This is a genomic window from Methanosarcina sp. UBA411, assembly GCF_002495725.1.
Taxonomy (GTDB): Archaea; Halobacteriota; Methanosarcinia; order Methanosarcinales; family Methanosarcinaceae; genus Methanosarcina.
This window is the reverse complement of record NZ_DAGK01000030.1, coordinates 1-25,301: the sequence shown is the minus strand read 5'-3', so window position 1 is coordinate 25,301 and position 25,301 is coordinate 1. Positions and strand designations below refer to the sequence as shown.

At 38.7% G+C, this 25,301-nt stretch carries 19 protein-coding genes and 1 pseudogene; 8 read left to right on the top strand and 12 right to left on the bottom strand.

The window, feature by feature from the left end:
• The 3 genes from BP861_RS11230 to BP861_RS11220 form a co-directional block, all read right to left on the bottom strand.
• A partial coding sequence (locus BP861_RS11230) for a COG1361 S-layer family protein (RefSeq protein ID WP_292375562.1) occupies positions 1-1,061 on the bottom strand: 1,061 nt, incomplete at its 3' end.
• A gap of 77 nt (positions 1,062-1,138) precedes the next feature.
• Positions 1,139-3,457, bottom strand: a complete 2,319-nt coding sequence (locus BP861_RS11225) for a hydrophobe/amphiphile efflux-3 (HAE3) family transporter (protein WP_394339177.1) — start codon at positions 3,455-3,457, stop codon at positions 1,139-1,141.
• Between the two features lie 474 nt (positions 3,458-3,931).
• Positions 3,932-5,740, bottom strand: a complete 1,809-nt coding sequence (locus BP861_RS11220; protein ID WP_292375560.1) for an MFS transporter — start codon at positions 5,738-5,740, stop codon at positions 3,932-3,934.
• Positions 5,741-6,042: 302 nt separating this feature from the next.
• Between BP861_RS11220 and BP861_RS11215 the strand changes: the two genes are divergently transcribed.
• From BP861_RS11215 to BP861_RS11200, 4 genes are all read left to right on the top strand, one after another.
• Positions 6,043-6,816 carry a DUF6293 family protein gene (locus tag BP861_RS11215; RefSeq protein WP_292375558.1) on the top strand — a complete coding sequence of 258 codons (774 nt, stop codon included), beginning with the start codon at positions 6,043-6,045 and terminating at the stop codon, positions 6,814-6,816.
• 517 nt (positions 6,817-7,333) lie between these two features.
• Entirely contained in the window at positions 7,334-7,546 is a 213-nt protein-coding gene (locus tag BP861_RS11210; protein ID WP_048106658.1) for a hypothetical protein, read from the top strand.
• Positions 7,547-8,346: 800 nt separating this feature from the next.
• Complete coding sequence (locus tag BP861_RS11205; protein ID WP_292375554.1) at positions 8,347-9,789, top strand: ATP-dependent nuclease; 1,443 nt, start codon at positions 8,347-8,349, stop codon at positions 9,787-9,789.
• Positions 9,790-10,050: 261 nt separating this feature from the next.
• On the top strand, positions 10,051-10,182 hold the full coding sequence (locus BP861_RS11200) for a hypothetical protein (RefSeq protein ID WP_292375565.1): 132 nt from the start codon (positions 10,051-10,053) through the stop codon (positions 10,180-10,182).
• Positions 10,183-10,259: 77 nt separating this feature from the next.
• Here BP861_RS11200 and BP861_RS11195 read toward each other — a convergent pair whose 3' ends face one another.
• Positions 10,260-10,979, bottom strand: coding sequence for a site-2 protease family protein (locus BP861_RS11195; RefSeq protein WP_292375552.1), 720 nt, complete (start codon positions 10,977-10,979; stop codon positions 10,260-10,262).
• A 1,314-nt stretch (positions 10,980-12,293) separates the two neighbouring features.
• Here BP861_RS11195 and BP861_RS11190 point away from each other — a divergent pair.
• On the top strand, positions 12,294-12,848 hold the full coding sequence (locus tag BP861_RS11190; RefSeq protein WP_292375551.1) for a hypothetical protein: 555 nt from the start codon (positions 12,294-12,296) through the stop codon (positions 12,846-12,848).
• Positions 12,849-13,113: 265 nt separating this feature from the next.
• Here the strand turns inward: BP861_RS11190 and BP861_RS11185 are convergent, their stop codons facing one another.
• Together BP861_RS11185 and BP861_RS11180 are read right to left on the bottom strand one after the other, a co-directional pair.
• Positions 13,114-13,887, bottom strand: coding sequence for an endonuclease III domain-containing protein (locus tag BP861_RS11185; protein WP_292375549.1), 774 nt, complete (start codon positions 13,885-13,887; stop codon positions 13,114-13,116).
• A 292-nt stretch (positions 13,888-14,179) separates the two neighbouring features.
• A complete protein-coding gene (locus tag BP861_RS11180) occupies positions 14,180-14,686 on the bottom strand; it encodes a phosphate-starvation-inducible PsiE family protein (protein WP_292375547.1) in 507 nt (168 codons plus the stop codon).
• A gap of 219 nt (positions 14,687-14,905) precedes the next feature.
• On the opposite strand from BP861_RS11180, the pseudogene BP861_RS16135 reads away from it, so the two are divergent.
• Positions 14,906-15,062: pseudogene (locus tag BP861_RS16135) on the top strand (zinc ribbon domain-containing protein); the annotation flags it as partial.
• 146 nt (positions 15,063-15,208) lie between these two features.
• Here BP861_RS16135 and BP861_RS11175 read toward each other — a convergent pair.
• The 3 genes from BP861_RS11175 to BP861_RS11165 all read right to left on the bottom strand — a co-directional run bounded on the left by BP861_RS11175 (position 15,209) and on the right by BP861_RS11165 (position 19,094).
• A complete protein-coding gene (locus tag BP861_RS11175) occupies positions 15,209-16,588 on the bottom strand; it encodes an ABC transporter permease (RefSeq protein ID WP_292375546.1) in 1,380 nt (459 codons plus the stop codon).
• Positions 16,589-16,621: 33 nt separating this feature from the next.
• A complete protein-coding gene (locus BP861_RS11170; RefSeq protein ID WP_292375544.1) occupies positions 16,622-18,016 on the bottom strand; it encodes a COG1361 S-layer family protein in 1,395 nt (464 codons plus the stop codon).
• Between the two features lie 337 nt (positions 18,017-18,353).
• On the bottom strand, positions 18,354-19,094 hold the full coding sequence (locus BP861_RS11165) for an ABC transporter ATP-binding protein (protein WP_292375542.1): 741 nt from the start codon (positions 19,092-19,094) through the stop codon (positions 18,354-18,356).
• A gap of 321 nt (positions 19,095-19,415) precedes the next feature.
• On the opposite strand from BP861_RS11165, the gene BP861_RS11160 reads away from it, so the two are divergent.
• Entirely contained in the window at positions 19,416-19,997 is a 582-nt protein-coding gene (locus BP861_RS11160) for a DUF2121 domain-containing protein (protein WP_292375540.1), read from the top strand.
• 207 nt (positions 19,998-20,204) lie between these two features.
• On the opposite strand, the gene BP861_RS11155 is transcribed toward BP861_RS11160, so the two are convergent.
• The gene (locus BP861_RS11155; protein WP_292375538.1) at positions 20,205-20,342 is read right to left on the bottom strand and encodes a hypothetical protein; all 138 of its coding nucleotides are present in this window, start codon (positions 20,340-20,342) and stop codon (positions 20,205-20,207) included.
• A gap of 283 nt (positions 20,343-20,625) precedes the next feature.
• Positions 20,626-22,293, bottom strand: a complete 1,668-nt coding sequence (gene ade, locus BP861_RS11150; RefSeq protein WP_292375536.1) for an adenine deaminase — start codon at positions 22,291-22,293, stop codon at positions 20,626-20,628.
• A 148-nt stretch (positions 22,294-22,441) separates the two neighbouring features.
• Between ade and BP861_RS11145 the strand changes: the two genes are divergently transcribed.
• The gene (locus BP861_RS11145) at positions 22,442-23,257 is read left to right on the top strand and encodes a GNAT family N-acetyltransferase (protein ID WP_292375534.1); all 816 of its coding nucleotides are present in this window, start codon (positions 22,442-22,444) and stop codon (positions 23,255-23,257) included.
• Positions 23,258-23,292: 35 nt separating this feature from the next.
• Here the strand turns inward: BP861_RS11145 and BP861_RS11140 are convergent.
• Positions 23,293-25,301 (bottom strand): COR domain-containing protein (locus tag BP861_RS11140; RefSeq protein WP_292375532.1); only part of this gene is annotated, 2,009 nt, incomplete at its 5' end.

Here is a 25,301-nt window from a genome sequence, read left to right as displayed (position 1 = left end):
TCATTCTTATCACCTGAAGTATTCTCGTTGTTCTTGTTTCTTTTCCGGTGCACATTTACTATCTGATAAAAGGCGATAAGGAAAATTAGTATGATTGCTACACCCTTCATGCTAAATTTCTTCTCTGAGGCTTCAAGGGGTAGGTTCACTTTCATATTTTCTGAAAAGGAAGTTTCCCCATCCTCATCAATATACTTTATTTCGCTATTTATGCCGTAATTTTTCACAACGGCTTTCTGGCTTGCCAAAATTTGGAATTTAGCAGTCTTGCTCTCTCCTGGACCTATATCTCCGAGTCTTACTGTAGACTTTTCAGTACTCAGAGGACTCATAACAATTATCCGGGCCAAGGCATCCTTTGCTACGTTTTCTCTGGTGTTTTTATAGGTAACTTCAATGACTTTGCTCTCTCCCTGCATAAGGCTTCCAGAGACATTGGTCACTTCAAATTTAGGTTCACTCTTTATGGAAACCGGGATTCTGAGAGTTTGGTTTTTCGTTTTGTAATCTCTGGTATAATCCATATCCATGATTCCCAGGTTTATTGCATTCGAAGTTACAGTTAGGACGTTTGCCTGATATTGATATTTTACAGGCAGAAAAAGTTCATAATTCCCAGCAGGTATGTTGTCGTCGATTTTTAGAGTGTAGTTTAGGGTTGCCGTGTGTCCGGTTTCAAGTTCTTCCAAACTCTGAAAACTGGTTGTGGGCTCGATTTCAATGTACTCCGTTCCAGATTGAAGAGTAGCTTCGATATCTTTTGCTGTTGTACATTCTTTTTCTTCTCCCATCTCTTCTAGTGCAATCGTTTCCTCAGCAGAGTCTGGAATCTTATTCTGGTTTACATTAAGTCTCTGGAAACCATCTATCACTCCATCATTCGCGATTTTTATCTGCAGGTCTGCAGTATCTCCCCTGTTGAGCTCAGGATTTCCTGTAATTGAAGCGTTGATATCTGGCTCCCCGTAACTCCTGTAGTAGTCTACAGTGTACCCATGCTCCGGAATAAGGAAGTTTGTTTCGTCATCTTTGTCATCTCCGAGGGCTGGAAATGAGGTCACTGATAATATTAACAGGATTAACGCAAGTATAGCTGTTTTTCTAATTATTTCTTGCCTTGGTTTTATGGGCACTTGTATCATATCTTGGTCCCCGAAGTTTGTTTTTTTGTCTCTGTCTTTGTCGTCCTGAGACCTTTCCTTCGATCTCGCCAGGTATCAAAAGTAATAATAAGCGGAGGAAAGACTACAAAGGTTGCTAGGAGAGCCAGCAAGACATCGATAACTGTAACTGTACCGAAGTCAGTTATTATAGGGAAAGGAGAAGCAAGCAAGGCCATAAACCCGAATACTGTAGTGGCTCCTGAAGCAACAATTGCACTTCCTATTTTGGAACTGGTCATCTCGATAGCCTCTAAAGGACTTGCTCCTTTGTCCTTTTCTTCAAAGTAACGTTCCATCATGAGGATAGCATATTCGGACCCGACTCCCAGTATCAGAGCTCCCAGGGTTGCTGTGAGGGGAGTATAGCTGATATTAAGAAAGCTCATGACTCCTCCTGACCAGCCAATAACTATTAACATTGGGATTACAGGAACCAGGGCTTTGACCCAGTCTCTGTATACAACAAGAAGCCCTCCGAGCACGAGAATCAGGCCAAGGAAAGTCATTGCTATTCTTCCGCTGGTAAGAGCAGAGATTACCTCTATATACACAACCGAGTTTCCGGTAATCGTGACATCAGTGCCTGCTGGAGCCGGCATCCATTGCATATCCTGCTTGACAATATTCGTGAGTTCCTCGATACCTGTTACCTTTATGTCCGAAACCGCATTCCCTATATCAAAGTTCAGGAGAAGCATATTCTTCCCGTACATATAGCGGTCTTTCTGTGTCTCCGGAATTTCGGAGTAAATATTCTCTATTTCCTGACTGGTATCGGGAATTACCCCACCATTTCTTTCCTTTACCAGTGACACGATACTCGAAGCGCTGTAAATGTGGCTATTGGACGCTACTTCATGTTTGGAAAACTGGTCAATCCACTTAAGGACATCCGGATTAGCTGTATCCTTAACCTTGATGATAAGATTTAATTCATCGCTATTGCCCATGATATTTCCCATGTGGCGAAGATCCACAAGTGAAGGCATGTCCTGAGGCACAAAGGTTTCAACGTCAGTCTGAATAGGTACGGACCGGTCGAGGTAAAGGCCGCCAAAGCAGAGCAAGAGTGCAACTCCCAATACGATAACATCATATTTGATAGTTAGATCAGTGGTTTTCTTGAGAACTCTCCCTATTAGACGGTCGCTTTCACTTCCGTCCTCAGCTTTTTCCTTTTTCTCAATCTCTCTTTTCCTTTCCGGATTTGCAGGTTTTATCTTATTTGCTATTTTTCTCAAGGGGTTTTTATCCGAGTATTTATCAAATAAAGAAATCGTTATAACCCCCACGAAGATGGAGGAGAAGTAACACATTAAAACGCCTATCATGAGCAATTTTCCAAAATCCTGGATCATTGGCACGGTGGATGTAAAAAGGGAGAAAAATCCAAGGGCTGTCATTGCTAGAGCTGTGAGAACTGCAGGCCCAGTATGCTTTACGGTTTCTATAACTGCCGTTGTTTTGTTCCCTTTTTCTTGCAGCTCCTCTTCAAGTCGGTTATGGAACTGAATGGCATAGTCAATCCCTACGCCTATAAGGATAGGGAATGCAGCCATGGAAACCATGGACATAGGAATTCTTATATAACCCATAGCTCCGAAGGTGTAAACAATACCAAGAAGAACTATCGGCAGGGGGAGAAGGCACCAGCGGACGTGCCTGAATACGAGAAGCAGTACAATAATCATGAAAACGGCTGAAAGCCCCAGCAGTATACCCATACTTGAGCTCATCTCATAGTTCATGGAAATACCGAATGCCGGATCGCCAGTAACAATAATATTATAAGAAGGTGGAAAGTCCGCAAAAGAAACTGCACCTTCAGTGGCAGTAAGGATGTCTTCCTGTGTTTTTTCGCTAGCCGAACCAGCCATGACTACCGAAATCATCATATGAGTATTGTCAGGAATAATCTGTCCGAAAACCTTAGGGTTTCCATCTACTATAGCTTTTATTTCTTCATCAGTATCAGGAAGTTCATACCTCCCTGTCATTTGGTAATTGATTGTTTTGATCAGTGAAGCAGGGCTTGTAGTCTCAGTCACTCCATTCGTTGCCTGGATCTGGTGTTCTAACCTGTCTACAGCCTTCATCAGGTCAGCACTCTTTACCTCGTTGCCCTCTACCATTACCACAATAGATTGCGTCTGGAATATTTTTTGATAAAGGTGATCGTAATCTTGGTAGAGAGGAGAATCTTTCCCAACAAAGGTTTCTGTTCCTGATTTCATCTCAATAAGCTGTGCTCCCTGTATTGATAGTATTATGAACAGGAAAGCTACCAGGAGTATGGAAAAATGATTGTTGTGAATGAATACACCAACTTTTTCAAAAAATGTCTGAATGGTGAATTCCTCCCATTATCTTTTTAAAATTACTATTAAAATAACTAATGGATTTATTAATCTAAGTTTACTTTCCAAAAACACTGTTCCGATTTAAATCCATCGATGAGTAATTTCTCTTAAAATTATTATCATTGTCTCGAATTTCTGTAAGTAGACTTCAGCACCTTTCGAATTTACATGATCAAAGATTTTGTCAAAGACTTGACAATAATCTTTCTATAGAAAGTTTGTTCAAAAACGTATCTCAAGAGTATGCCTGTCCAAAGACTAAAATGCTGACAGCACTTTGAGTCAGCATTCATTCTTAAGACAGGTATTTATCAGGCACAGTACAAAGACCTTATTGACAATACTGTCTAAGAAATTTTTTGAGATCTAGATTGGACAGTATGCCAGATGCCAGATAGATGTCAGATATTAGAGTGCCCTTTCTTTTCCTTCCGTAATATCAGCTTTGCTCACATCGCCGACTGGGTTGTAAGCCTCGTACACGTACCGTTGTCCTCTCATTGCCGATAGCACTGCTGCTATACTGCAGAGTACAGCCCCGATTATGAACGAAATACGCAGCGCTGGCATGAACGCCTGCTGCAGTGTCTGTGGGAACCAGTAGTTGCTTGTCAGTGTGGTCAAGATTTGTTGAGGTATTGAGCTGACGATACTCGGATCTATAGAGTTCAGAATCGAGCTCATTGGGTTATAGCCTAGAAAGGCAGAGAACAACGCATTTGTAGGCGACATTAATGCTAGCTGATTCGCTAGTTGTTGCAAAGCAGGAGCAATTTGTGCAGATCCAAGGCTGGCAAACGAGCTGTATACCGCATCTGGAAACGATTTTTGGATACCTACAATCACGATGGTGAAGAATATGGACATGCTCAGCGTACTGGCCGAGTTAGATAGTGTGGATAGCATGCCTGACGCGATACCCCGGTTTTGAGGCGGCACAGAATTCATTATCGAGGAGCTATTAGGAGAGGCGAACATACCGTTGCCAATGCCCATGAAGAAGATCAATATTCCTAGCTCCCAGTAGTCGAAGTTATAGGGAAGCAGAGCGAGCCCAAGAAACACCAGCGCTACGATGCTCATTCCAGCAGTGGCGATCCATCGAGGTCCATACTTGTCCGAGAGCATCCCGGAGATCGGTCCCATGATCATAAAGCCAAGAGTCATGGGAAGCATATAGATACCTGCCCATAAAGGCGTGTCCTCAAAGCGATAACCTTGGAGCGGCAGCCAGATCCCTTGCAGCAGAAGAATAAGCATGAACATGGCACCGCCTCGGGCAATAGCTGAAGTGAAACTGGCAAGACAACCATAGGTAAAGGCTCTGATCTTAAAGAACTCCAGCTTGAACATAGGGTTCTTCATCTTGCTCTCGATGAATGGGAAGGCGACCAACAATATGATTCCGATACTTAAGGCTGCCATTACCCATGGGTTGTTCCAGCCCATCGCATCGGTGATACCATCATGCTCGTAAGGCATCAGGGCATAAGTGACACCGATCAGAAGCGAGGTCAGCCCGCCGACAAAGAGTAAATTTCCCACAATATCAAGACTGGTCTTAGAAGCCCTGAATGATATATCCTTCATTTTCCAATAAGACCACACCGTTCCAAGGATAGCAAAGGGAATATTGACAAGGAACACATAGCGCCAGTTGTACGTCGCCAGTATGCCACCAAGTAGTAAGCCAATAAACTGGCCGGACATAAAGGCTACCATATTTATGCCCAGTGCCTTTCCCCTCTCACTGACAGGAAACGCGTCAGTGAGAATGGCTGAGCTGTTAGCTATGGTGAATGCGCTACCCACAGCCTGTATAAGCCTGAAAATAATTAGCTCCAGTGCACCAGTGTTGCCTGTGCCAGGTGTCAGATAAAGCAGAATTGAGCCGATGGCGAATATAAGGAAGCCCAGCCGGAACAGTTTTACCCGACCATACATGTCCGCCAGCCGACCAATAGTGAGGAGCAGTGTAGCCGTGATCAGACCAAAGCCCATAAGGAGCCACAGAAGATACTGAAATGCACCAGGATCCGTCGGGTCCATCTGGATGCCCTTGAATATCGCAGGCAGCGAGATCAGGATGATGCTGCCGTTGATAGAGCCCATTAATGATGCTAAGGTCACATTGAACAGTGCAACCCATTTGTATGCAATGCCTTTTTTTTGTATAGATATATTCTCTTTATCTATTAAATTACTATTTTTATTCAAGTTATTACCTCGTTTTTGCTGCCGGCGGGTAAATTGGCAAGGTTTGCAGTGGCAAAGCTGACTATGTTATTTAGACCTGGTTCTCGGAGTGACAACAATAATATGACAAAAATAATTCATCATTGGGTATTATAGACCTGTAACCGCTTCATTTCGTCGACAAAGGCCGAGCGTAAAGCTATTCATGCGGTTTCTTATTAAACTGAATTCTTATTCTACGAGCCAGATATAACTATTTCTACGTAAATAACGTTAATATTTTTAATATCGTTAATATATGAGAGTGTTAATATAGTGATATCATGGAAGAAATTGTACACATTATACCTCTTGCCTCTGAAATCGATATGGCTGTCAGGCCATTTGACAAAATGAGGGCTAATAAAGTCTATCTTTTACATACTAAACCCATAAGTAAAGAGTTCAGTTCAAAGTGCCGTGAATACTTTTTACAGGAAGTCAAAAAGCGCCTTGAAGAGAAGAACATAGAGGTTATTACTGTGGGAAGTGAGATGTCTGATCCGCTTCCTCTTTTGTCGACTATAAGTAACTTGATCGTCCAGGAGAAAAAAGAGAATAATCTTGTCTATGTTAATATGAGTGCATCGGGAAAATTGACCGCAGTCGCATCGACTTTTGCTGCCATGCATCACGATGTTAAAGTTTACTACGTATATGCCGATGGAGGCTATTCAAAAAATGAAGAAGAATTGTTGGAACATGGACTGTCCATTGTTAATAAGTTAAGGTATTACATTTTGACTAATTTTACTATTGACACTCCTACTGGAGCAAGAAGCGTGTTCCTCACGGAACTCTACAAAAAAGAAAAAATGACAACCAATGACATCGTTAAAATGATCAAAGACAACAGGCTTCAAGGCTTTGAGGATCTTAATGAGAATATAGGCGGAAAGCAAAGGACTTCAAGTAACATACTGGTCAGAATAAACAGGGGCCTCCTTGATGAGTTAAAACATAACGGTTACATACGTGTTGAAAAAAGAGGTAGAAATAATATTATTGTCATAACAGATAAAGGAAAGTACGCTGCATGCCTGATAGGCCATGCTTGAGTGCTTGCTTTCAGGAAGCCTAGCCTACGTTGAAGATCTACGGTAAAGATAATCTTTTTTATTTCTTTTTTCCTAAACAGATCTTCTAAGCATGTTTATATAATTAATTACTTTTCACTCTATTTTATTCTGATTTTTACTGTGCTTAAATAATTACTTACAAATATCTAAGCTTTGAGATGGCTTGTTTATGAAATAATACTGTTTTAAAATACTTAATTATGAATTAATTATTTTTGAAATACTTATTTTTGAAGCAGCCTATTATGGAACTTTTATTTTTGAGATTTTCAATTTTAGAACGTTCATTTTTGAAATACTCCATTTAAAATATCAGATTTTAATTGCGGCCTGCAAATAAGAACTATATAGAAACATTTTAAAATCTAGAACTAAATTAACTACATAGCATATTAGGGAAATATCTATATACTTGGCGTGTAAATATAGTGGTTGAGGAAAAGAGAAATCGAACCCGAATGAAAAACTAAACACAACAAAAAAGAGGTGATAAAAAATGGAAAGACTAAGGAATTTGATCCTCGAAAACGTAGCAATGTTCAATGAAGCGTTTCCGAACAGATTCTGCCATAGTCCGGATGTCATCTCCGCAATCTCATACGACTATAAGTTCACTTACGGACAGGTTGAAAACGAGATCGAGAAGATGGTCCATGAAGGAGTTCTTGATGCAGAACTTTCGGACTGGTACGAAATAAAGCTCGTATAAGGAGCTTGCTGCCTTTCGAGCAGATATTAAATAAATAGAAATCACAAAACACCGCACGACGACAAAAAGGACTAACTGAGAAATAATAAATTGGACTGAGTATCTAAGAATTTAACTAGATATTTGGCCGCTTAGTTAAGTATTTGCACACCAAATCATAGGTGTCCAAATCGGATAAAGAAATAATATACGGCGAAAACTTCCGTACAGATATAAATTGATTCGAAGTTTCGCGGGTAGCTAGATTCTTTTTCCCAAAAACCTTTTTTAATCTTAGATAATTTTAAGAAATGAGTGTTTTTCATAGCTGCTTTTTTTCTGATGATGCATTTTAAGTAAATTGTTTATCAATTTGAAATGTTTATAATTAACTGCTTTTTGACAGCTCGAAGATGATTTTTTCTATTTGCTGGGCTGAGTGTCGTAGGTTGTGGTATGACTTACATCATGGCGGTCAAAATTGCCTCGAGGATATTTGGGAGGATCATAGATGTTATGCTCTATAACACGAAAGTGGTTGTAGCAATTTTTGGCACTATATTATGAGTACGAATATCCTGAATTACTAATGGAACTATAAATATAAGATTAGTAAGTAATATATTATTATGTTTATGGTGCAAGTCTAAGTAATCACGATCTTGCGGCTCAGGTTTTAATCTGTATAACATTAGTTAAAAGATAATATATACTTTAATAATAATCGCTAAATAAGCCTATTAATTCTATAATATAGTTATTTATAGAAAGATATATATTAAGAAAGCGCAGAAATCTTGTTAATCTTATACAGTGATAACATGATTTCAAGCATAAAAATCAAAGGTTTTCGTGGCTTTGCAGAGGAACAAGAGCTAAAGCTCTCTAAACCTAATGGGGAAAAAGGTTCTGGACTTACGGTAATTGTTGGCCCTAATAACGGTGGAAAGTCGACAATTATTGAATCTTTTAAGGTGATGTCCTCAGGAAATCATATCAGCTTTGCAGAAGGGCAGAGAAATAAAGCAGCGGGTTATGCAGTTGAAATAGTGCTATCTTTCGATGATGGTTCGATACACAGTTTAGAAACAATTCTTGCTGGTGGTCATAAAGCAAAAAGGAATCCCTGGCTTGAGGGTAAAAATTACGATCCTTACAATCCATCGATTACTGTCTTGTCATCTAGGAGATATTTTAACCCATATTCAAAAGAAGCGTCACGTGGAAAAGGTATTCTACTTGCAGCACGACCTGACTATATCACGCTTGGAGCTAGAGGGCAGCCAATTGATGCTGATGATAACAAATTGTTCAAAATTATAGAGAGCCCAGAACATAGTGCAGAATTCAACAACTTTTTGGAACAAGTACTTGGATATGAGTTAAAATGGACCATTGATCTATCCAATACAAGAGAGTATTATGTTAAGATTAACAACACTCATGATTCAGATGGATTAGGAGAAGGACTTGTTAGTCTTCTTTTTATAGTCGCAGCTCTATTAAATTCTTCACCAGACAAACTTCTTGTCATCGACGAGCCTGAGTTATCTTTGCACCCACAGTTACAGAGAAATCTTCTAGATATAATTCTTGAGAAATCAAAGGAGAGTCAAATAGTGTATGCTACTCACTCTCCTGAACTGGTTTCTATAGATGCAATCATTAACGGAGGAACACTTGCTAGAGTAGTAAACCCAGGTAATGGTTCAAAAATATATCAATTAAATGAGGAAAGTAGAGATTGTTTGAGGAAGTTTGAAGGAGATTTATTCAATCCACACATTTTTGGGTATGATGCAAGATCATGCTTTTTTGAGGATGACAAATTAGTAGTGGTAGAGGGGCAGGAAGATGTAATATTTTTGAGAAAAGCATTAAAGGATTTGGGTATTAGCAAAAAAATTCGCTTCTTTGGTTTTGGTGCAGGTGGTGCTGATAAAATCATAAGAATTGTGACAATTTTAAAAAACTTAGGTTTTGAGAAGGTTTGTTGTCTATATGATGGTGATAAAAAATCCGAAAAAGAAAAAGTAGAAAGTGACTTTCCAAAATATAAATTTGAGATACTAAACGCTGATGATATTCGAGATAAAGACTGCCGTTATTATAATACATGCAAAAATCTAATAGATGGATATGAATGTAAGAATTGTCACCCAAAGAAGGGGATTTTTGACAACGAGAATAGAATAAAAGAAGAGTATGAGTCAGACTTTAAAAGCTTATTAAATAAAATAGCAGACTTTTGGATTGAAGAATAACGTTTTCGAGCATTCTCTAGGATATGCTAAAGCCACCTAAACTCAACATTATGGTAGGCTGGCTACTATACACTATGTAGATCAGCGCTTTTTGGCTTCAGGATATTCTTGGCACAATTTATGCCAAGTCTTCAAAAAGAAGAATGTTCGTGGGTACTATGCCAAATATCTCAAGGCAAACTAAATTTGCTACTTCGTAGCCTATTTAACTAATTTAGAAATAGATAAATGTAAGATAGTGACTCTATTTTGTGGTTATGTATGGAAAAAATTGAGTTAAAGGTTGAAAAAGCATATCCTATCGACCTTAGAAGAGGAATTATCCGACTTGACCCTTCTACCTTAATGAAGCTGCAGCTCGCGCCAGGCGACATACTTGAAGTTGGTCCTTGAGATTTGGGCTAACCTTTAGCCAGCCCAACACACATATCCCAGGATCCAGACAAAATCTACTATCTTCTAACTAAATATTAGACAGATCTCCCTGATTCTGAGTAAAATCGATCCTCATTAGATGCGCTGCCATAAATATAGAAACCAATTAGGAGAAGCCAGAGATCACCTACGTAAATTCCATAAATTGCCATGAGAATAGCAATAAACTTTCCGATGGAAGCTGCACTGTGAGTCGCCTTTACATAAGACATTTTCCTGGCAAAAAGTGAACGGAGTATCCTACCCCCATCCATAGGAAAAGCAGGCAGTAAATTAAAGATCCCAAGCAATAAGTTCATTGATCCAATAACCCAGATAATAAGATATATGGGGTTTTGAGAAAGCGCAGGGTTAGAGGATATTACGTAATTGTATGTGAACAGGCAGATAAAACCTATAATGAGGCTTGTTAAAGGTCCTGCAAAAGCTATCTTTGCTTCTTGTTCAGGTTTCTGTGGGATTTCCATAGAGGCTACACCTCCAAAGAGGAGGAGAGTAATGCTAGCAATTTTAGCCCCATAACGCTTTGCAAGATAAGAGTGTGCAAGTTCATGTAAAAGTACTGAGACAAAAAGGAAGATGGCAGAAAGAGTAGAAAGAGAATATCTAACTACAGTTGGCTCAACTCCCGCAAAACCATATGGTTGTGAATTGATCGCGAAAAAATATGCAGATATCGGAAGTGCCAGAAGGAAGGATGTGTCCAGTTTGATAGGTATGTCCATTATATTTCCGATTTTCAAAGATGACTGCATGATGGAAAAACTCCGTTTTATTTCTATAAAATTAAACAATTAATATTTTAAACTTGAGTTCGAAAGAATTTCTAAAATTATATCTTTACTCAATATGTACAAGAATGTAAAATTTATTTTCTTTAATATGTACAAAAATGTAGAATTTATTTCCTAATCGTTTCTGATCTGAAAACTCATGATGACTTAGAATGAAACAGATTTTGGGATAGGCTCTGAATGTAAGTCCGTTGTTGTATCCAACTGTGTAATCTCGCCCTCGGCAGCTAGTGTATAATCACGGCGAACATATTTTAGCTCATATCGTTTATCAATTTCAATGCGGCTCAGGTATTTATCAAACGTTTTGCACATCCGATATTTGCAGTCGCTGAACTCAGTTTGTATTTGCTCCTCTATCGATTGTGTGAATTCCATAATATATTCTTTCTCACACTTCTTACATTTCGTTTTTACAATACATAGCATATGTACAGTTTCAATGCCAGTCGCCGACGACTTATCAGATGCCCGAGAGACTACTTTAAGCACAACTCTCGCAGTGTCATTGTTTAGCTCTGAGCCACAATCGCAAGTTTGCTGTTCTCGAATATTTCTCTATAATCGATTTCAATACATTTGCTGTTCAGCGTTTTTTATGATCTGCACAGACATACACATCCGTCGTATCTATCTCGTCCATAACACCACAATAAACTATTATAAACAGTATCATCATAAACTTCTTTTTAGTATCATAAATATCTCTAGGTCAATGTACTGAGGTCGAACACACAAAATAGCCAACTAAAATAAATTTGTTCTTATCTTAGAGGAACTTAAATCGCCAAAGCCAAAAAAACGATTATAGCTTAACAGGTTTCAGGCCTTTATTGTTAGAACTTAATTTACCTTATTGGAATTAAAGTAAAGTTTTATTTATCATAGTAAAAACACAACCACTCGTGAATGGCTCGAGGATGTGCTGGAAATGACTTCGCACTAATAGACAAAGTTAGCTAGTGCAATGGCAATTTAATTATTGAGCATAATCTTTGATAGTTTCTCATTAATTATAGCGATTCAGAGTTAACATGTGACTAATGACTAAATTTTCAAGACACTGGATTAGTGGATGCCTCCATGATATAAGTGAGCTTTTTAGAAGAAGGTCTATTAAAAAAGTTTGAAAGCGTCTCCTTGTAGTGCATATCTATTTCAAATAACCCTGATATATATCTATGGTTATTAAGGGAAAAATATCCACATTATTAAGAATACTAAAACTATTTCTCATCAAGTAGATGTTTTCTATTGTTTGAGTGGTGATTATTTGTGACTGGCTTGCGAGCTACCCATCATAGAAATATTAACAACGACATAAAGAGTTATAAAAAAATGCTATACTTGTATGGTTTAACGTTTGTAATTGAAGCTTTGTTTCTTATATATGCGGTATATAAAGGAATGGATTCAGGAACAATTATGGTTATATTGTTATTTTTTCTAGTAACTGTTATTATTTTAAATTCAGTTATTTATAATTATAAAAATCTTATTAATTATTTAACAGAAGATGAAATCAGACAAAAACAGGAAGAACTTAAACATATTGAACAGAGCATAGATCTGTTTTATTTACCACTTCACGATCTACTAGCTTCATATGATGAAAATGTCATCAGTCGAATAAAGACTCGAAGGATAGCTGAAATAAATGGTCATAAACATCTAGCTGAACCAGAGGTGCGATCTATCTTTGAAAAATATATCCAAACACACGATGGATCTAAAAGCGGATCTAAAAAATTGTTAGATCTGGTAAGCCAAGATATTGAATTTCTGCAGAAACGGTTCATAGAGCTAAACATGGAACTAAAGGTTGAATAATTTTTGCGAATATTCCTTGAACTTTACACTTAACTTATGTATAAATATAGCTTTTTTAAGGTAAATATTATAACGAACCGATTCCAAAACTCTAAATCATTTATCTCTTAATCCCGAATTTGAAATAATCAATTCGATTTTCTGGTCAGAAAAAAGGTTCTGAATATTACAGAGGATAAAATTGGTTTTAGAATGAGTTCCATAAAAAAGTTTAATAGAGTGTCGTCTGATGTCAAATATAATTAAAGGTTATACATTAACTCTATTAAAATATATGCTTTAGTAAAATATCACTATCCCGAATGCTTTTTCTATGATAGCTTTTTTTCTGATAATATCTTTTGGCATGCTCCACGAGCAGAGCATGATATTCCTGATAAACAGCCAGGTCTTCAGGCAAATTTTCTTCAAACAGGGCTTTGATTTCATGATAACTTGCCTTCTCATCAGCAAGGCCCAGGTTTGTTACTATTCTTTTAGTATAGGCATCAACAACAAAAGAAGGCTGTTTGAAGGCATAGAGCAGAATCGAATCAGCAGTTTCAGGGCCCACGCCTTTTAAAGAGAGGAGTTCTTCCCGCACAGGAATCCGGTCTCCAAGTTCCGAAAACCAGCAGGCAAGAGTTTTTAGTCTTACTGCTTTCTGGTTGTAATAACCTGCCGGCCTGACAGCTTCTTTTAAAGTTTCAGGGTCAAGAGAAAGAATAGATCCAGAGGAAAGTGAATCTATCTGTTTAAGGTTCAGGAGAGCTTTTTCAACCTGTATCCAGCTCGTATTTTGCGTAAGCAGAGCTCCGCAGATAATCTCAAACTGCTGGTTTCTGGTCTGCGGGTAGCTATAATCTGCAGGGTGATATCCCTGGACAGAGCCGGTTTTTGTAGGATTTGTCCCGCCGGCGTCACGAAGTTCAATTAAAGGCCACCAGCCCTGAGGACCGTAGGAGGCAAGAAGACAATCGTATATCTTCATGATAACAGGCTTGGCCACTTTTTTGACCGTTTTTTCTTCAGTACTGATATTTTGAGCACTCTTTTTCATTAAAACATCTCATACTCAAGAATAGTTTAAAACTTTTTTATTTCAGGATTACCCTTTATACATTTTCATTTTCCGAACTTTGTGAATTTTGCTAATTTTACTAATTTAGTTACTTTACTAAATTACTTACTTTACCAAATTACTAACTTTACTAATTTTGCTAACTTTACTTAGTCTGCATAACCAAAAATTATTTTCAAATTTGTCTTTATCTGTGTGATTAAAAAGAAAAAAATATTTTTTCTGTCTTCTAGAGACAGAGGAAAATTGTTCAAATGCTTTCAAAAAGGAATTAATTGCTTTCAGAAGCAGTTTTGCACTTATCTAAAATGGCGCTAACGCCCTGTTTTACAGGTTGTCCTTCACTCTGCACAGCAGTCGAAGATCCAGATCCCTTAGATTTTGCGGGGGAATATTTGATGGCAAGCACTCTCATTATACTGAGTACAAACAGTAAAGCCGCCAGACTTATAATAAATTCATACCCGAATTCCTTTGAATAGAGGCCTACAGCGATTTCACGCAGGACTATAAAAATTGTGGCATCTGTGAGATCCGTAAGCCTGATCCTGTCATTCTCCTGGTAATCAACAAAAACTTTGAAAAGGTCAATTACAATAAAGACAGTCAGTACACTTGTTACTATGTGGCTGAATCCACTTTCAAGAGACTCAAAAATAATGGAACGGATATCCAGCAAGGTCTTTACCATTCCCATAACTAGAGCCAGAAGTAGTATATAAAGAAAGATTATACTGATACTATCAGTGACTTTCTTAAATAATTTAATACTGTTCATTTTATCTCCTAATCCACTGGCTCTCATATTTTAGACCCTATATATAGTTTTTCATATAATTCTTAGGATTTATTCAAGAACTATATTTCTTGATTTACAATTATCTCCTTTCCTGTCCCTCTATATTTTCTGAGACGATCCTTTAAGGTAAAATGGCCTATTTAACCCTAAGGCTGGAAGTTCCCTTCCTATACACTTTCCGGCGAAATCTGGAAAGTGTTTGAGCCTTCTTCTAAACTTTGTAGCATTTGCGGATATTATAACTCTAATCTGACTCTTGATGATAGAGAAGGGATTGCTCTGATTGTAAAACAAAACATGATAGGACATCAATGCTGCAATCAATATCAAAAATCTCACTTCAATATCAAAATCTTATAGTTATCTGACACCTGTAGAACTCGGGGCTTGGGGACTTGTTCTCAAAAAAGAGAGGGATGAACCAGGAAGCTTCTCCCTTGAAACTGAACCGAAAGGCGAAGAATTCAACGAGAGGTTCGCGATATTCTTCTCTCTAACAGTTCATTCATATCTCAATGCATCCACGGGTTTCAGTTCCGAGGCATTCTTTGCAGGCACTAGACCTGCAATCAAGCCTACAACAATGGAAACGAAGGTCGAAATAAAGGTAGCTTTAAGGCTAAGGGCGAATTCGAAGGGAGTGTTCATTTTAATAGATATGAAGAAAAGCACTGCCTGCACTGCAACTGTTCCCAGGAGAATACCTATAATTCCACCTACAAGGCTGATCATTGCGGAATTGCAAAGAAAGATAAGCATGATGTCTTTGTTCTTTGCTCCTATGGCTTTCATGATCCCGATCTCTTTCGTTTTTTCGAGGACAGATGTAAACATAGTATTAGCAATCCCTGTAGAACCTACAAGGAGTGAAATCCCTGCAATAAATGCCAGGAAAATTGTAAGACCGTTAATCATCTTTCTGGTACTTTCTATTACTTCTTTGTTGGAATTAACATAGAAGTCCTGGGTATCTTCATTGACTCTTCTTGAGATCCTCAATTTATTCTCGATTTCCTGAAGAGTCGAATTGTAATCAGCCCCTTTGTAAAGTTTCACTTCTATTGTGCTATAGACATCCGTTTCAGTCTCAGAAGGATCCTCGTTGCCAGAAAGGTCATATGCATTCTGGTAAGGCATGTAGATACTGCTCCCGAAAAGTCCGGTAAGGCCCCCAAGGAGCCCACCACCTTTTGCCAGAACCCCGACAACTCTGTATGACCTGTCGTTTAACAGAATTATCTGGTTGAGCCGGATTTCATTGTCAAAAGTCCCCTTTGCAAGCTCGTTTGAAAGAACAACAACGTTCCTATCCCCGGCTTGTAGCATTCTACCCTGCTCTAAATCTTTTTTTGTCATTTTTGACCAGACTGCAGGGTCCACGCCTGTAACCCAGACAGTGGTACTTTTGCCTCCGAGCTTTAGTTCTGCATCCTTTTCAACATTGACATTGATATATTCGATATCAGGAATACTTCGCAGGGTAAATACATCCATCCTTGTGAGTTGAGTCTCAGTCACCGGTTCAAATTCGACAGGCTCGGATGTTTCGGTCTTAACTTCGTCTTTGTCCTCTTTGGCTTCTGTATTCGTCTCCGAATTCTCGAGCGAAATTTCTGAATTTTCCTCAGAATTTTCCGAGTCCTCTACTATGACGTTTTCATCGTTTATTAACTCGAAAGGGGTTGAAGCTACGATTGTAATAGTATCGCCCCCGAAACCTTCGAGAGTTTCAGTCACCTCTTTCTCGAAGTACTCCCCTGTAGTGACAATCGCCATTACCGAGGCAATGCCTATTATTATTCCTATAATGGTCAGCCAGCTCCTCAGTTTATTGGCTTTGACCATACTAAAGGCGATTTTTAAAATCTTTCCCGGCTTCATGGAACAGTTACTCCATTTCCGCATTCTTTCGATTTACTTGTCCCGATCCTCGGCTTTCATCTCATTAAGCTCATTTTCCTGAGCGCTTTCCATTTTTAACTTCTTTTGACGCTTTTTATAGATCACGGCGCCGCACGCTACAAAGACAAGCATAGCGAATCCGGCTTTATATGCCAGTGAGCTCGAATTTCCCTCTTTCGAAATGCCAGCCTCGGTTGATGGGGTAAAAGTTGAGGAATAAAGGGAGAGCTCTATTTCCTCAACCTGTCTGATTCCATCATTTGAGGTGTAGCTGATTTCAAATTTTATAGGTAGATCTTCTCCGATCTTTGCCGGCTTCAGGTTGAAATCAGCGGTTGTATAATCTCCCTTTTGCAGGTTTCCGAGAACTACGGAGTTACTGCTGCCATCCGCAACAGTCCAGTTTGCCTGTTGGGGGATAGAAATCTTCACTGAATTTGCCGCGTTGTTTCCGATGTTCGAGATTGAAAAAGTGTATGCACCGGTCTGACTTCTTTCCATGAACGCGACATCAAAATCCGTCGTGCCTCCGATATAGATTCCAGCTTTGCTTTTAATCTCTTTTCGCTTCTGGTTTTCTACAGTGCCTGCCTCAGTGATAGTCTGAAGTTCTTCAACATCATCATACGTGAGCACCATATTCAGCTTATACAGGCCTGGCTTTGTATTGACGTTTGTCAGGACTTCAAAGCTGGCATTTTCAGTGTCTCCGATGTCAATCAGGTTAATGTGTTTAACATTGCTTGAACCCACAGGCAGGATTACGTCATTAGTAGATTCCCAGGAAAACATCGCGTTTTTCAGGGGAGAATTTCCCACGTTTTTTATGCCGAAAACGAGATCGGTTTTCTGCCCTGGTACCATTTTTTCGACACTGATATATTCAATTTCAGCATTTGATTCGCTATCAATTTCTATATCGAAATCTTTTGTAAGGGAAAACCTGTTTTTATTTCCATCTGCGTAAACGTACACTTTAAGAGGATATTTGCCTTCATTGATGTTATTATCAAGCCCGAGTTTGAATTTTACGACCTTTTGGCGGTTATCCTCATAGCGCTTTCCCAGAGTGCCTATATTTTGTACAAGTTTCTCGCCGGCAATAGCCTTAAAAGGATATTCTGGTTTGATTTCCAAAACACAATTATCCAGGTCCTCATATCCAGTATTCTGAATTGAGAGCCTGATTTCAAGGACATCCCCTGGTTTTACCGGATCAGGGTCCTGGTTGAGCAGGTCAAGAGTTAAGCCTTTATCAAGGCCCGAACCAATATTTGAAGTGCTCTCATCCTCAGTGCTCTCAGTTTCAGAACTATCAGTTTCAGAACTATCCTCTGCAAGGACAGGTTGAACGCATGAAGCAAGCAGTAAGAGCAAGCAAATAAAACCTGTAAGTTTAAAACCCATTTAAAATTCCTCATTTTACTGATTTCATACCTCTAAAGAAGGTCCAAAAAGATTTTATCGGGTATATATGGTTCGAATAGAGTTTAGATAAATCCGATTAACGAAATGATCCAATAATATCAAATAATCTTACATAATCTCAGTTTATATTGAAATAGTCTGAAATAATTTTAAATGACCTAAATTTAGCCTTAATAATTAAATTTTAGTCTAAATGATCATAATTTGTCATAATATGTTAAAGTTAATCTGAGTAATCTTTAATTAATATGAATAACCAAGACTTAGTCTGGATATGATCTTAGTTGTTTATTAAAACGTCCCCATAGCTTTTCTTTCAGGTTTCGCTTTCAGGTATCTCGTGATGAGTTTCTGGGTCAAGTTTTTCTTCATTCACATCATCCCTGATGATTCTTCCATCCTTTAGTTCGATGTGCCTGCTTGCATACCTTGCAAGGTGCAGATCGTGCGTAACCATAACTATTGTTTTACCTTCCTCTTTCCAGAGCCTGTATAGAATTGCCAGCAATTCTTTTCCGGTAACGCTATCCAGAGCCCCTGTTGGCTCGTCTGCGAGGATAACCTCAGGGTTACAGGCCAGAGCTCTTGCAATCGAAACTCTCTGTTGCTGTCCGCCTGAAAGTTGAGAGGGTTTGTACTGAATTTTATCCGAGAGCCCTAAAAGTGTAAGCAATTTCTTTGCCCTTTTTTCTGCCATTCGATCGTCAATTTCCTGGATTTCAAGAGGTAAAAGCACGTTTTCGAGTGCAGTCATACCAGGAATAAGGTTGTACTGCTGAAAAACAAACCCAATTGTCTTACCTCTCAGGGCCGCAAGGTCTGATTCTTCAAGCCGGGCTATATTCCGGCCTTTAAGGAAAATTTCACCTTTTGTAGGAGTATCAAGGCAGCCCACTAGGTTCATCATTGTGGATTTCCCACTTCCTGAGGGCCCGATTATTGCGGCGAATTCTCCCTTCTTGAATTTCACGTTCACATCTTTCAGGGCATTGACCTGGACTTCCCCCATCTGATAAGTTTTCCAGACATTCCTAAAGGTAATCAGTATATTTTCCATATTTTTCTCCTGAAAGATGTACAAATGTAAATATATTGATTGTTTAAAAATTTATATTCTTTCTGCTTGTTCTAAAAAGAATAATTTCATATATAATAGAACTGGAACTGAAAATTGTATGTAGTTGGCCTTTAATAAAATCAAAATGTCAATTATTATTGGATATAATTAACCGCTCTTGAGTTTATGTAATATCTAATTGATAGCTTTTTATGGAGTAGACATTAATTTGTACAATGATAAATCTTACTCAAAAACTGAACTAAGTCAAAGTGAGAAATATTAAGAGACGAGAAATATCAAAATACAGGAACCTGAAAAATGACCCTTGTTATAGCTTTTATTGGGAAAAACGGTGCAGTAATGACTGGAGACCTGCGTGAAATAACATTTGAAGGAGAGAAGCCGGATAGGGAAAAGCTTGAAAAGGAGCTTTACAGCGGGATAATTGTCACAGATGACGAACTCGCAAAAAAAGCTCGAGAATTCGGGGTCGGCATAACGGTCACTGACTGCAAGAGCAAAATCTCGGAGAGAGACGGCATTTTAATAGGAGAAGTCTCCTCAATTGAAGGCGGGGTAGTTAAGAAAAGAAGACTTTATGCCTCAGCCGGAAATTACGCTATTGCCGAGCTAAGGGACTCCGAAATAACCTTAACCTCACACGCAAAGGGAAGCAACCTGATAGTTCTCGGAAATGATTTCACGAAGCAGGTAACCAATAAATGCTTCAAGGACAACTGGACGAAGAAAAGCACTTTCCAGGATGCCGTAAAAATTCTCATGCTCTGCATGGAAACCGCAGCCAGGAAAACTGCTTCTGTGAGCAAGCAGTTCTTTTTGATTCAGACTACTTCAAACGTTGACGTTTTAAAAATTGTAGAGAAGGATCGACAAGACTAAAAAAATAGAAAAAACAATTAGTTCCTCTAAGTTTTCTCGCTTTTGTTATTTAACTTAGTACTTCAGGTAATTTCAATCAAAGCTGCTTTACATGCTGATTCTCTACAAAAAACAGAAACATGTTTAGTTATGCTACTCAATGAAATTTAAGTCTAAATGCTAAATATATAGATTTTAAAAAAGTAAAAGTAAATATATTATGTTAATTTAGTATTTAACTGGATTGGAACCATACCTTGAACCAGTTCTTTTTTCATCTTCCACTTTTATTTTATGCCAACCAGAGCAATCTTCTCTGTTATGCATCATCTTTTTTATAGCATAAGCAAGCCCTGCTGTTACCAAGATAAAACCCACCATTTTCGTGCTTTTGTGCATAATAATTCACCCCAATTTATTATTGCACCTTCTCATATATTAATATAAGCAAAAAGTCAATAGAAAAATAAGTTTAATGTTAAAAAGATAAATTAATGTTAAAAATGATATTTAGTAGACGTTTATGCAGTGAAGAAAATAAACAAAGGACCGAAATAGCTGAGTAAGTAAAAGAAATAACTGAAAACAGAGGAAATAATTGAAAAAGGCAGAAGATCTCCCTGCTAGGACTTTCTGCCTGCATCTTTGCTTATTCATCTGCAAAAAGCTCAACAAATTCAAATTTTGTCACATTGAACAGGCCTTTATCACTCAATTTGAGTTCAGGAATTACCAGAAGCGACATAAATGAAAGTGTCATAAAAGGCGACATAAGCGAAGTTCCCAACTTCCGAGCTTCTTCATTTAACTGCTCGTACCTTGCAGCTACTTCTTTTCCGTCCAGAGTGCTCATGAGACCTGAAACCTCCAGTGGGAGATCAAGAAGATTTTCTGCGGTCCCAACAACGATCCCTCCTCGATTTTCCACCAATCTGTTGACAGCTCTAACGATGTCCTCATCCGTTGCTCCGACTGCAATAATATTATGACTGTCGTGGGCAATGCTGCTCGCAATAGCCCCATTTTTCAGGCCTATATTCTTTATGAAACCAATCTGAACCGGATCATCAGCATACCTGCTCAGGACAACCATTTTCAAAATATCCCGGTCAGTGTCCGAAACCAGATTTCCTTTTTCTATCTTTGGAAGGGCCAATTCCTGGCCTGTGACCAGTTCTCCGTCCTGAGCGACTATTACCCGGATTTTTTTCATCTGTTTTTCCATCTGTTCCTCGTTATTTTCAGAAGCAGGCAAGAACAGTTTTACATCACCAATCGAAATTTTGCCTCGGTTGAACACGTTTTTTGCAGGAGTTTTTTCAACTGAAAAAAGGACTTTTCCGTTATCGCAAACACAATTTCCGTCAATAAAGGTCTTCAGCACATTGAACGACTTGATGTCGTCCACAATAATAAAATCGGCAGGGTCTCCCTCGCGCAGCAGCCCGACGTTAAGCCTATAGTGTTCCACCGGATTGATCACAGCTGCCCTTATGAGATTATAAATGTCAAGTCCTTTTTCCTGTCCCCGCCTGAGAAGCTTGTCGATATGCCCCTCATATATCAGAGTATCAGGATGAGAGTCGTCGGTGCAGAGCATAACCGATTCGGGATATTCGTCTATCAAAATGTATAGAGTGTCGAAATTCCGGGCTGAACTTCCCTCTCGAATCAGTATTTTCATACCGAGATTTATTTTCTCAACTGCTTCTTCATAAGTAAAAGATTCGTGGTCTGTGGAAATTCCTGCACACACGTATTTCTGAAGGTCGGCTCCCCTCAAACCAGGAGCGTGTCCATCTATAACTTTGCCGTACTTTTTAGCGGACTCCAGTTTTGCCATTACATCAGGGAATTCAAGGATCACACCCGGGAAGTTCATCATCTCCGAAAGGTAGTGAAGGTCTTCTCTTGCCAGCAATCGGTCAACAGCCTCTGCGTCCAGCACCGCCCCAGCGGATTCAAAAGGAGTAGCCGGTACACATGAGGGTACTCCGAAAAAGGCCTTCAGAGGCACTTTTCTGGCATCTTCGAGCATGTAATCAATGCCTTCTTCTCCCATAACGTTTGCAATCTCATGAGGGTCGCTAACTACTGCAACCGTACCTCTTGCAACCGCCATCCGGGCAAAAATCGAAGGCACGGTCATCGAACTTTCTATATGCACATGGGCATCTACAAGCCCTGGGAGGATATACTGTTCATTCTCGTGCTCCTTCTCTTCTATACTGAGGATCTTCCTGTTTTCAACGGTGATTTCACCTTTGAACTGCCGCCTGGAAACTGCATCAACAATAATTCCCTGGTACTTTTGCATGGGGATTCATTGCAACGTAAATTTATAAATTTTTTCAAATAAGTTGATGAATGAAATATAAATAGAATACAAAAATAAATAGAATACAAAATTACAATAATACATGGAAAAAAGTCATATGAAGATCCAAGGGCTAAAGATTCGGAAAATGAAGCGCGATGAGGCCAAATTCGCTATCCAAATGGCAGCCGGCGAAGGATGGAACCCTGGCATCCATGACGGGGAAATTTTCTATGAAACCGATCCTGACGGTTTTTTCATTGCAGAAATTGACGGAAAGCCCGTAGGCTGTGCTTCTGCTATTGCATATGACGATTCATTTGGTTTTTTTGGCCTCTACGTGGTTAAGCCCGAATTTCGGGAAAAAGGAATTGGGACGAGATTAACTGAAAAATGCCTGGAACATCTGGGGAACAGGAATATCGGACTTGATGGGGTATTGGAAAACGAAAAGAAGTACCAGGAGTTCATGAAGTTCAAGTCCTTTTACAGCAACCTGCGTTTTGAAGGAAGAGGGGGAGGAGAAGTTCCGGACGGGCTTGTAAAAATCTCAGACGTGCCATTTGAAAGTCTGCTGGAATACGACAGGGAAATGTTTCCGGCTCCAAGATCTACTTTTCTAGAAAAATGGATTAAACAACCTGATTCTTATGCCTTTGCAGCCGTTGAGGCCGGAAAGCTGAAAGGATACGGCGTTATAAGGAAATGCCAGAACGGATACAAAATAGGCCCTCTTTTTGCCGATGATCCGATAACGGCAGAGAAAATCTTCCTGGCTCTCAAGGCTTCTGTTCCGGACGAAGCTATATATCTGGATGTTCCGGAACCAAACAAAAAAGCAATGGAAATTGCAAATAAATATGAAATGACTGTAATGTTCAAAACTATTCGGATGTACAGCCGGGAAGAACCTGATATAAACCTTGAAAAGATTTACGGGGTCACGACTTTCGAACTTGGGTGAAGATTTTTGATGTCGACCTGTGAAAATAGAACAAATTATTTCCCAAGAAATAAATCTGGAACCTGAGGCATTGCAAGCCATCGAGCAAATTTATTATAAGTTCTGCCAAGATTTTGTGCATACTCTATGCCTTTTTCAGTTCCTTTTATGAGTTTGTTATACTCTGAATTTTCGTCACCCAATTTATTGAGGAATCTACGTAACTTATTGAAAGGCTTAACTAACTCTTTCTGATCAGAATTAGTGCTTATTTCATCTAGACTATCCTGAATTTTGTCCAAATCATTAATATCATGTTCTGGATTCAAACGCTTTATTTCGTTTACTAAATTTTCAAAATCGGTTTGAATTTGTGGCAAATCTGTCTTTAAATCAATGTTAACATTTATACTGACATCGGTTTTTTGTTCTGATTTCATTACTTGGTTAGCTTCTAAATTCGTTACAATGCTTGGATTAAATACAAGAGGTTGCCCAAATTGTCTTGAGAATTCCTCATAGTCCCCAAATCTTTCTTCTTTCCGGGCGTAGCCGTCTAATAATAATGAAATTAATATATGTTCATAGCTTTCATGGCATTGGATAGTTTCTTCTCGTTTTATTTCAGCTTTTAACAACTTTTCATATGAGTATCTTTCAGGACAATTTTCCGAACAGTTACAGGGGATTTGTTTACTGACATTAATCTTTTTTATGGAAGCGTTTATTTGATCAAGTTCATTACAAATTGCACCAAGAGCCCCTCTTTTATTGTTACCCTTTATTCGAATTTCAATTTGCTTTTCATCAGGCTTTATTTTTACAAGAGCACGTGAATTTTGGAGATCCAGAACTGCTCCTTCTCTCCAGCAGAGAGGCATACCATTTTCTTTTTTCTCGATGTCCTGATGCATGCGCACGATAAATCGGGTAATTATGCCGGAAGGCAGAAAAGAGTCGTAAGAATAGTAGAAGTATAAATTTTCTTCATTTTCCCAATCAAAATCGGGAGAACTTTTGGGTAGTAGCTCGGGAATAAGATATTTATCTTTATCGGGAAGTTGATACGCAAGTTCAAATTTGTTCATTAACTCCATAAGTTGAGGATAAACGTCTGGCGGATAAGTTTCTTTATCCCAGATCTCATCTAATTCACTCTGTAACAGTACACCTTCGCGTTGGAGAACAGACTTCGTGGACAAAATTTGATAAAATGCTCCTGTAGCCCATTCAGGTTTCAATATCACTATATTCCTTAGCGCAATTCTGTCTTTAAAATGAAGAGTTACCCCCAGATCGTTTAAATATCCATCCAGTATGTTGATATTTTCGTCGTCTAACCCTTCAGACTTACATATTTCATAAAATTCACTGTATGTAATACTATTTTCGCTTCTTTCTTCCAGTCTTCTTCTCACCTGATACCATGAGTCCACCCACTTAACCCTCATTAGAGGAAGATTCCAAGCAGCTTCACTAATGCTTTCTTTTAACCCCTGGATTCCTCTTCCATCTTCACTATCAATCTTTAAATAATCAACAATATGGAATTTGTTTTTTAGATCTTTTAAATCCAGATCATCATCGCTTTCGTTCATCTTGCTCATTACAAGGATTATTGGGCTGTCTTCTCCAAAGGCTTCAATCGTATGTAACCAGTAGTATATATTGTCATAGTCCTTTGTTTTTCGTGCATTCCATACAAGTAGATAAACCGAGCGTTTTGTCAGGAAAAACTGGTGAGTTGCGTGGTAAATTTCCTGCCCTCCAAAATCCCAGATGTTTAGTTTGATTGAACTGTTTTCAGAGCCTGGAACAGGAATACTCCATTCAGACCTTTTTATTCCCTCGGTAATTTGGTCTTCCATAAATTTATCATTAATCAACCTGTTAGCAAGACACGTTTTTCCAACTTCCCCATTACCCACTAGTATCAACTTAGCTTCATTATGTTCTGAAGTTTTTGATTGTTTCAGGTAAGTGAAAATTGCTTCTACACCCATTGAAGCAATTTCTGGAGTGGGTGATATTAGGGGATTCTTAGATAAGTCAAGTGATATGAGGT

Coding starts and splice junctions, on each gene's coding strand:
- BP861_RS11215 (WP_292375558.1), top strand. CDS start 6,043: ATGGAAGAAATTGTACACATTATACCTCTTGCCTCTGAAATCGATATG.
- BP861_RS11210 (WP_048106658.1), top strand. CDS start 7,334: ATGGAAAGACTAAGGAATTTGATCCTCGAAAACGTAGCAATGTTCAAT.
- BP861_RS11205 (WP_292375554.1), top strand. CDS start 8,347: ATGATTTCAAGCATAAAAATCAAAGGTTTTCGTGGCTTTGCAGAGGAA.
- BP861_RS11200 (WP_292375565.1), top strand. CDS start 10,051: ATGGAAAAAATTGAGTTAAAGGTTGAAAAAGCATATCCTATCGACCTT.
- BP861_RS11195 (WP_292375552.1), bottom strand. CDS start 10,979: ATGCAGTCATCTTTGAAAATCGGAAATATAATGGACATACCTATCAAA.
- BP861_RS11185 (WP_292375549.1), bottom strand. CDS start 13,887: ATGAAAAAGAGTGCTCAAAATATCAGTACTGAAGAAAAAACGGTCAAA.
- BP861_RS11180 (WP_292375547.1), bottom strand. CDS start 14,686: ATGAACAGTATTAAATTATTTAAGAAAGTCACTGATAGTATCAGTATA.
- BP861_RS11175 (WP_292375546.1), bottom strand. CDS start 16,588: ATGAAGCCGGGAAAGATTTTAAAAATCGCCTTTAGTATGGTCAAAGCC.
- BP861_RS11170 (WP_292375544.1), bottom strand. CDS start 18,016: ATGGGTTTTAAACTTACAGGTTTTATTTGCTTGCTCTTACTGCTTGCT.
- BP861_RS11165 (WP_292375542.1), bottom strand. CDS start 19,094: ATGGAAAATATACTGATTACCTTTAGGAATGTCTGGAAAACTTATCAG.
- BP861_RS11160 (WP_292375540.1), top strand. CDS start 19,416: ATGACCCTTGTTATAGCTTTTATTGGGAAAAACGGTGCAGTAATGACT.
- ade (WP_292375536.1), bottom strand. CDS start 22,293: ATGCAAAAGTACCAGGGAATTATTGTTGATGCAGTTTCCAGGCGGCAG.
- BP861_RS11145 (WP_292375534.1), top strand. CDS start 22,442: ATGAAGCGCGATGAGGCCAAATTCGCTATCCAAATGGCAGCCGGCGAA.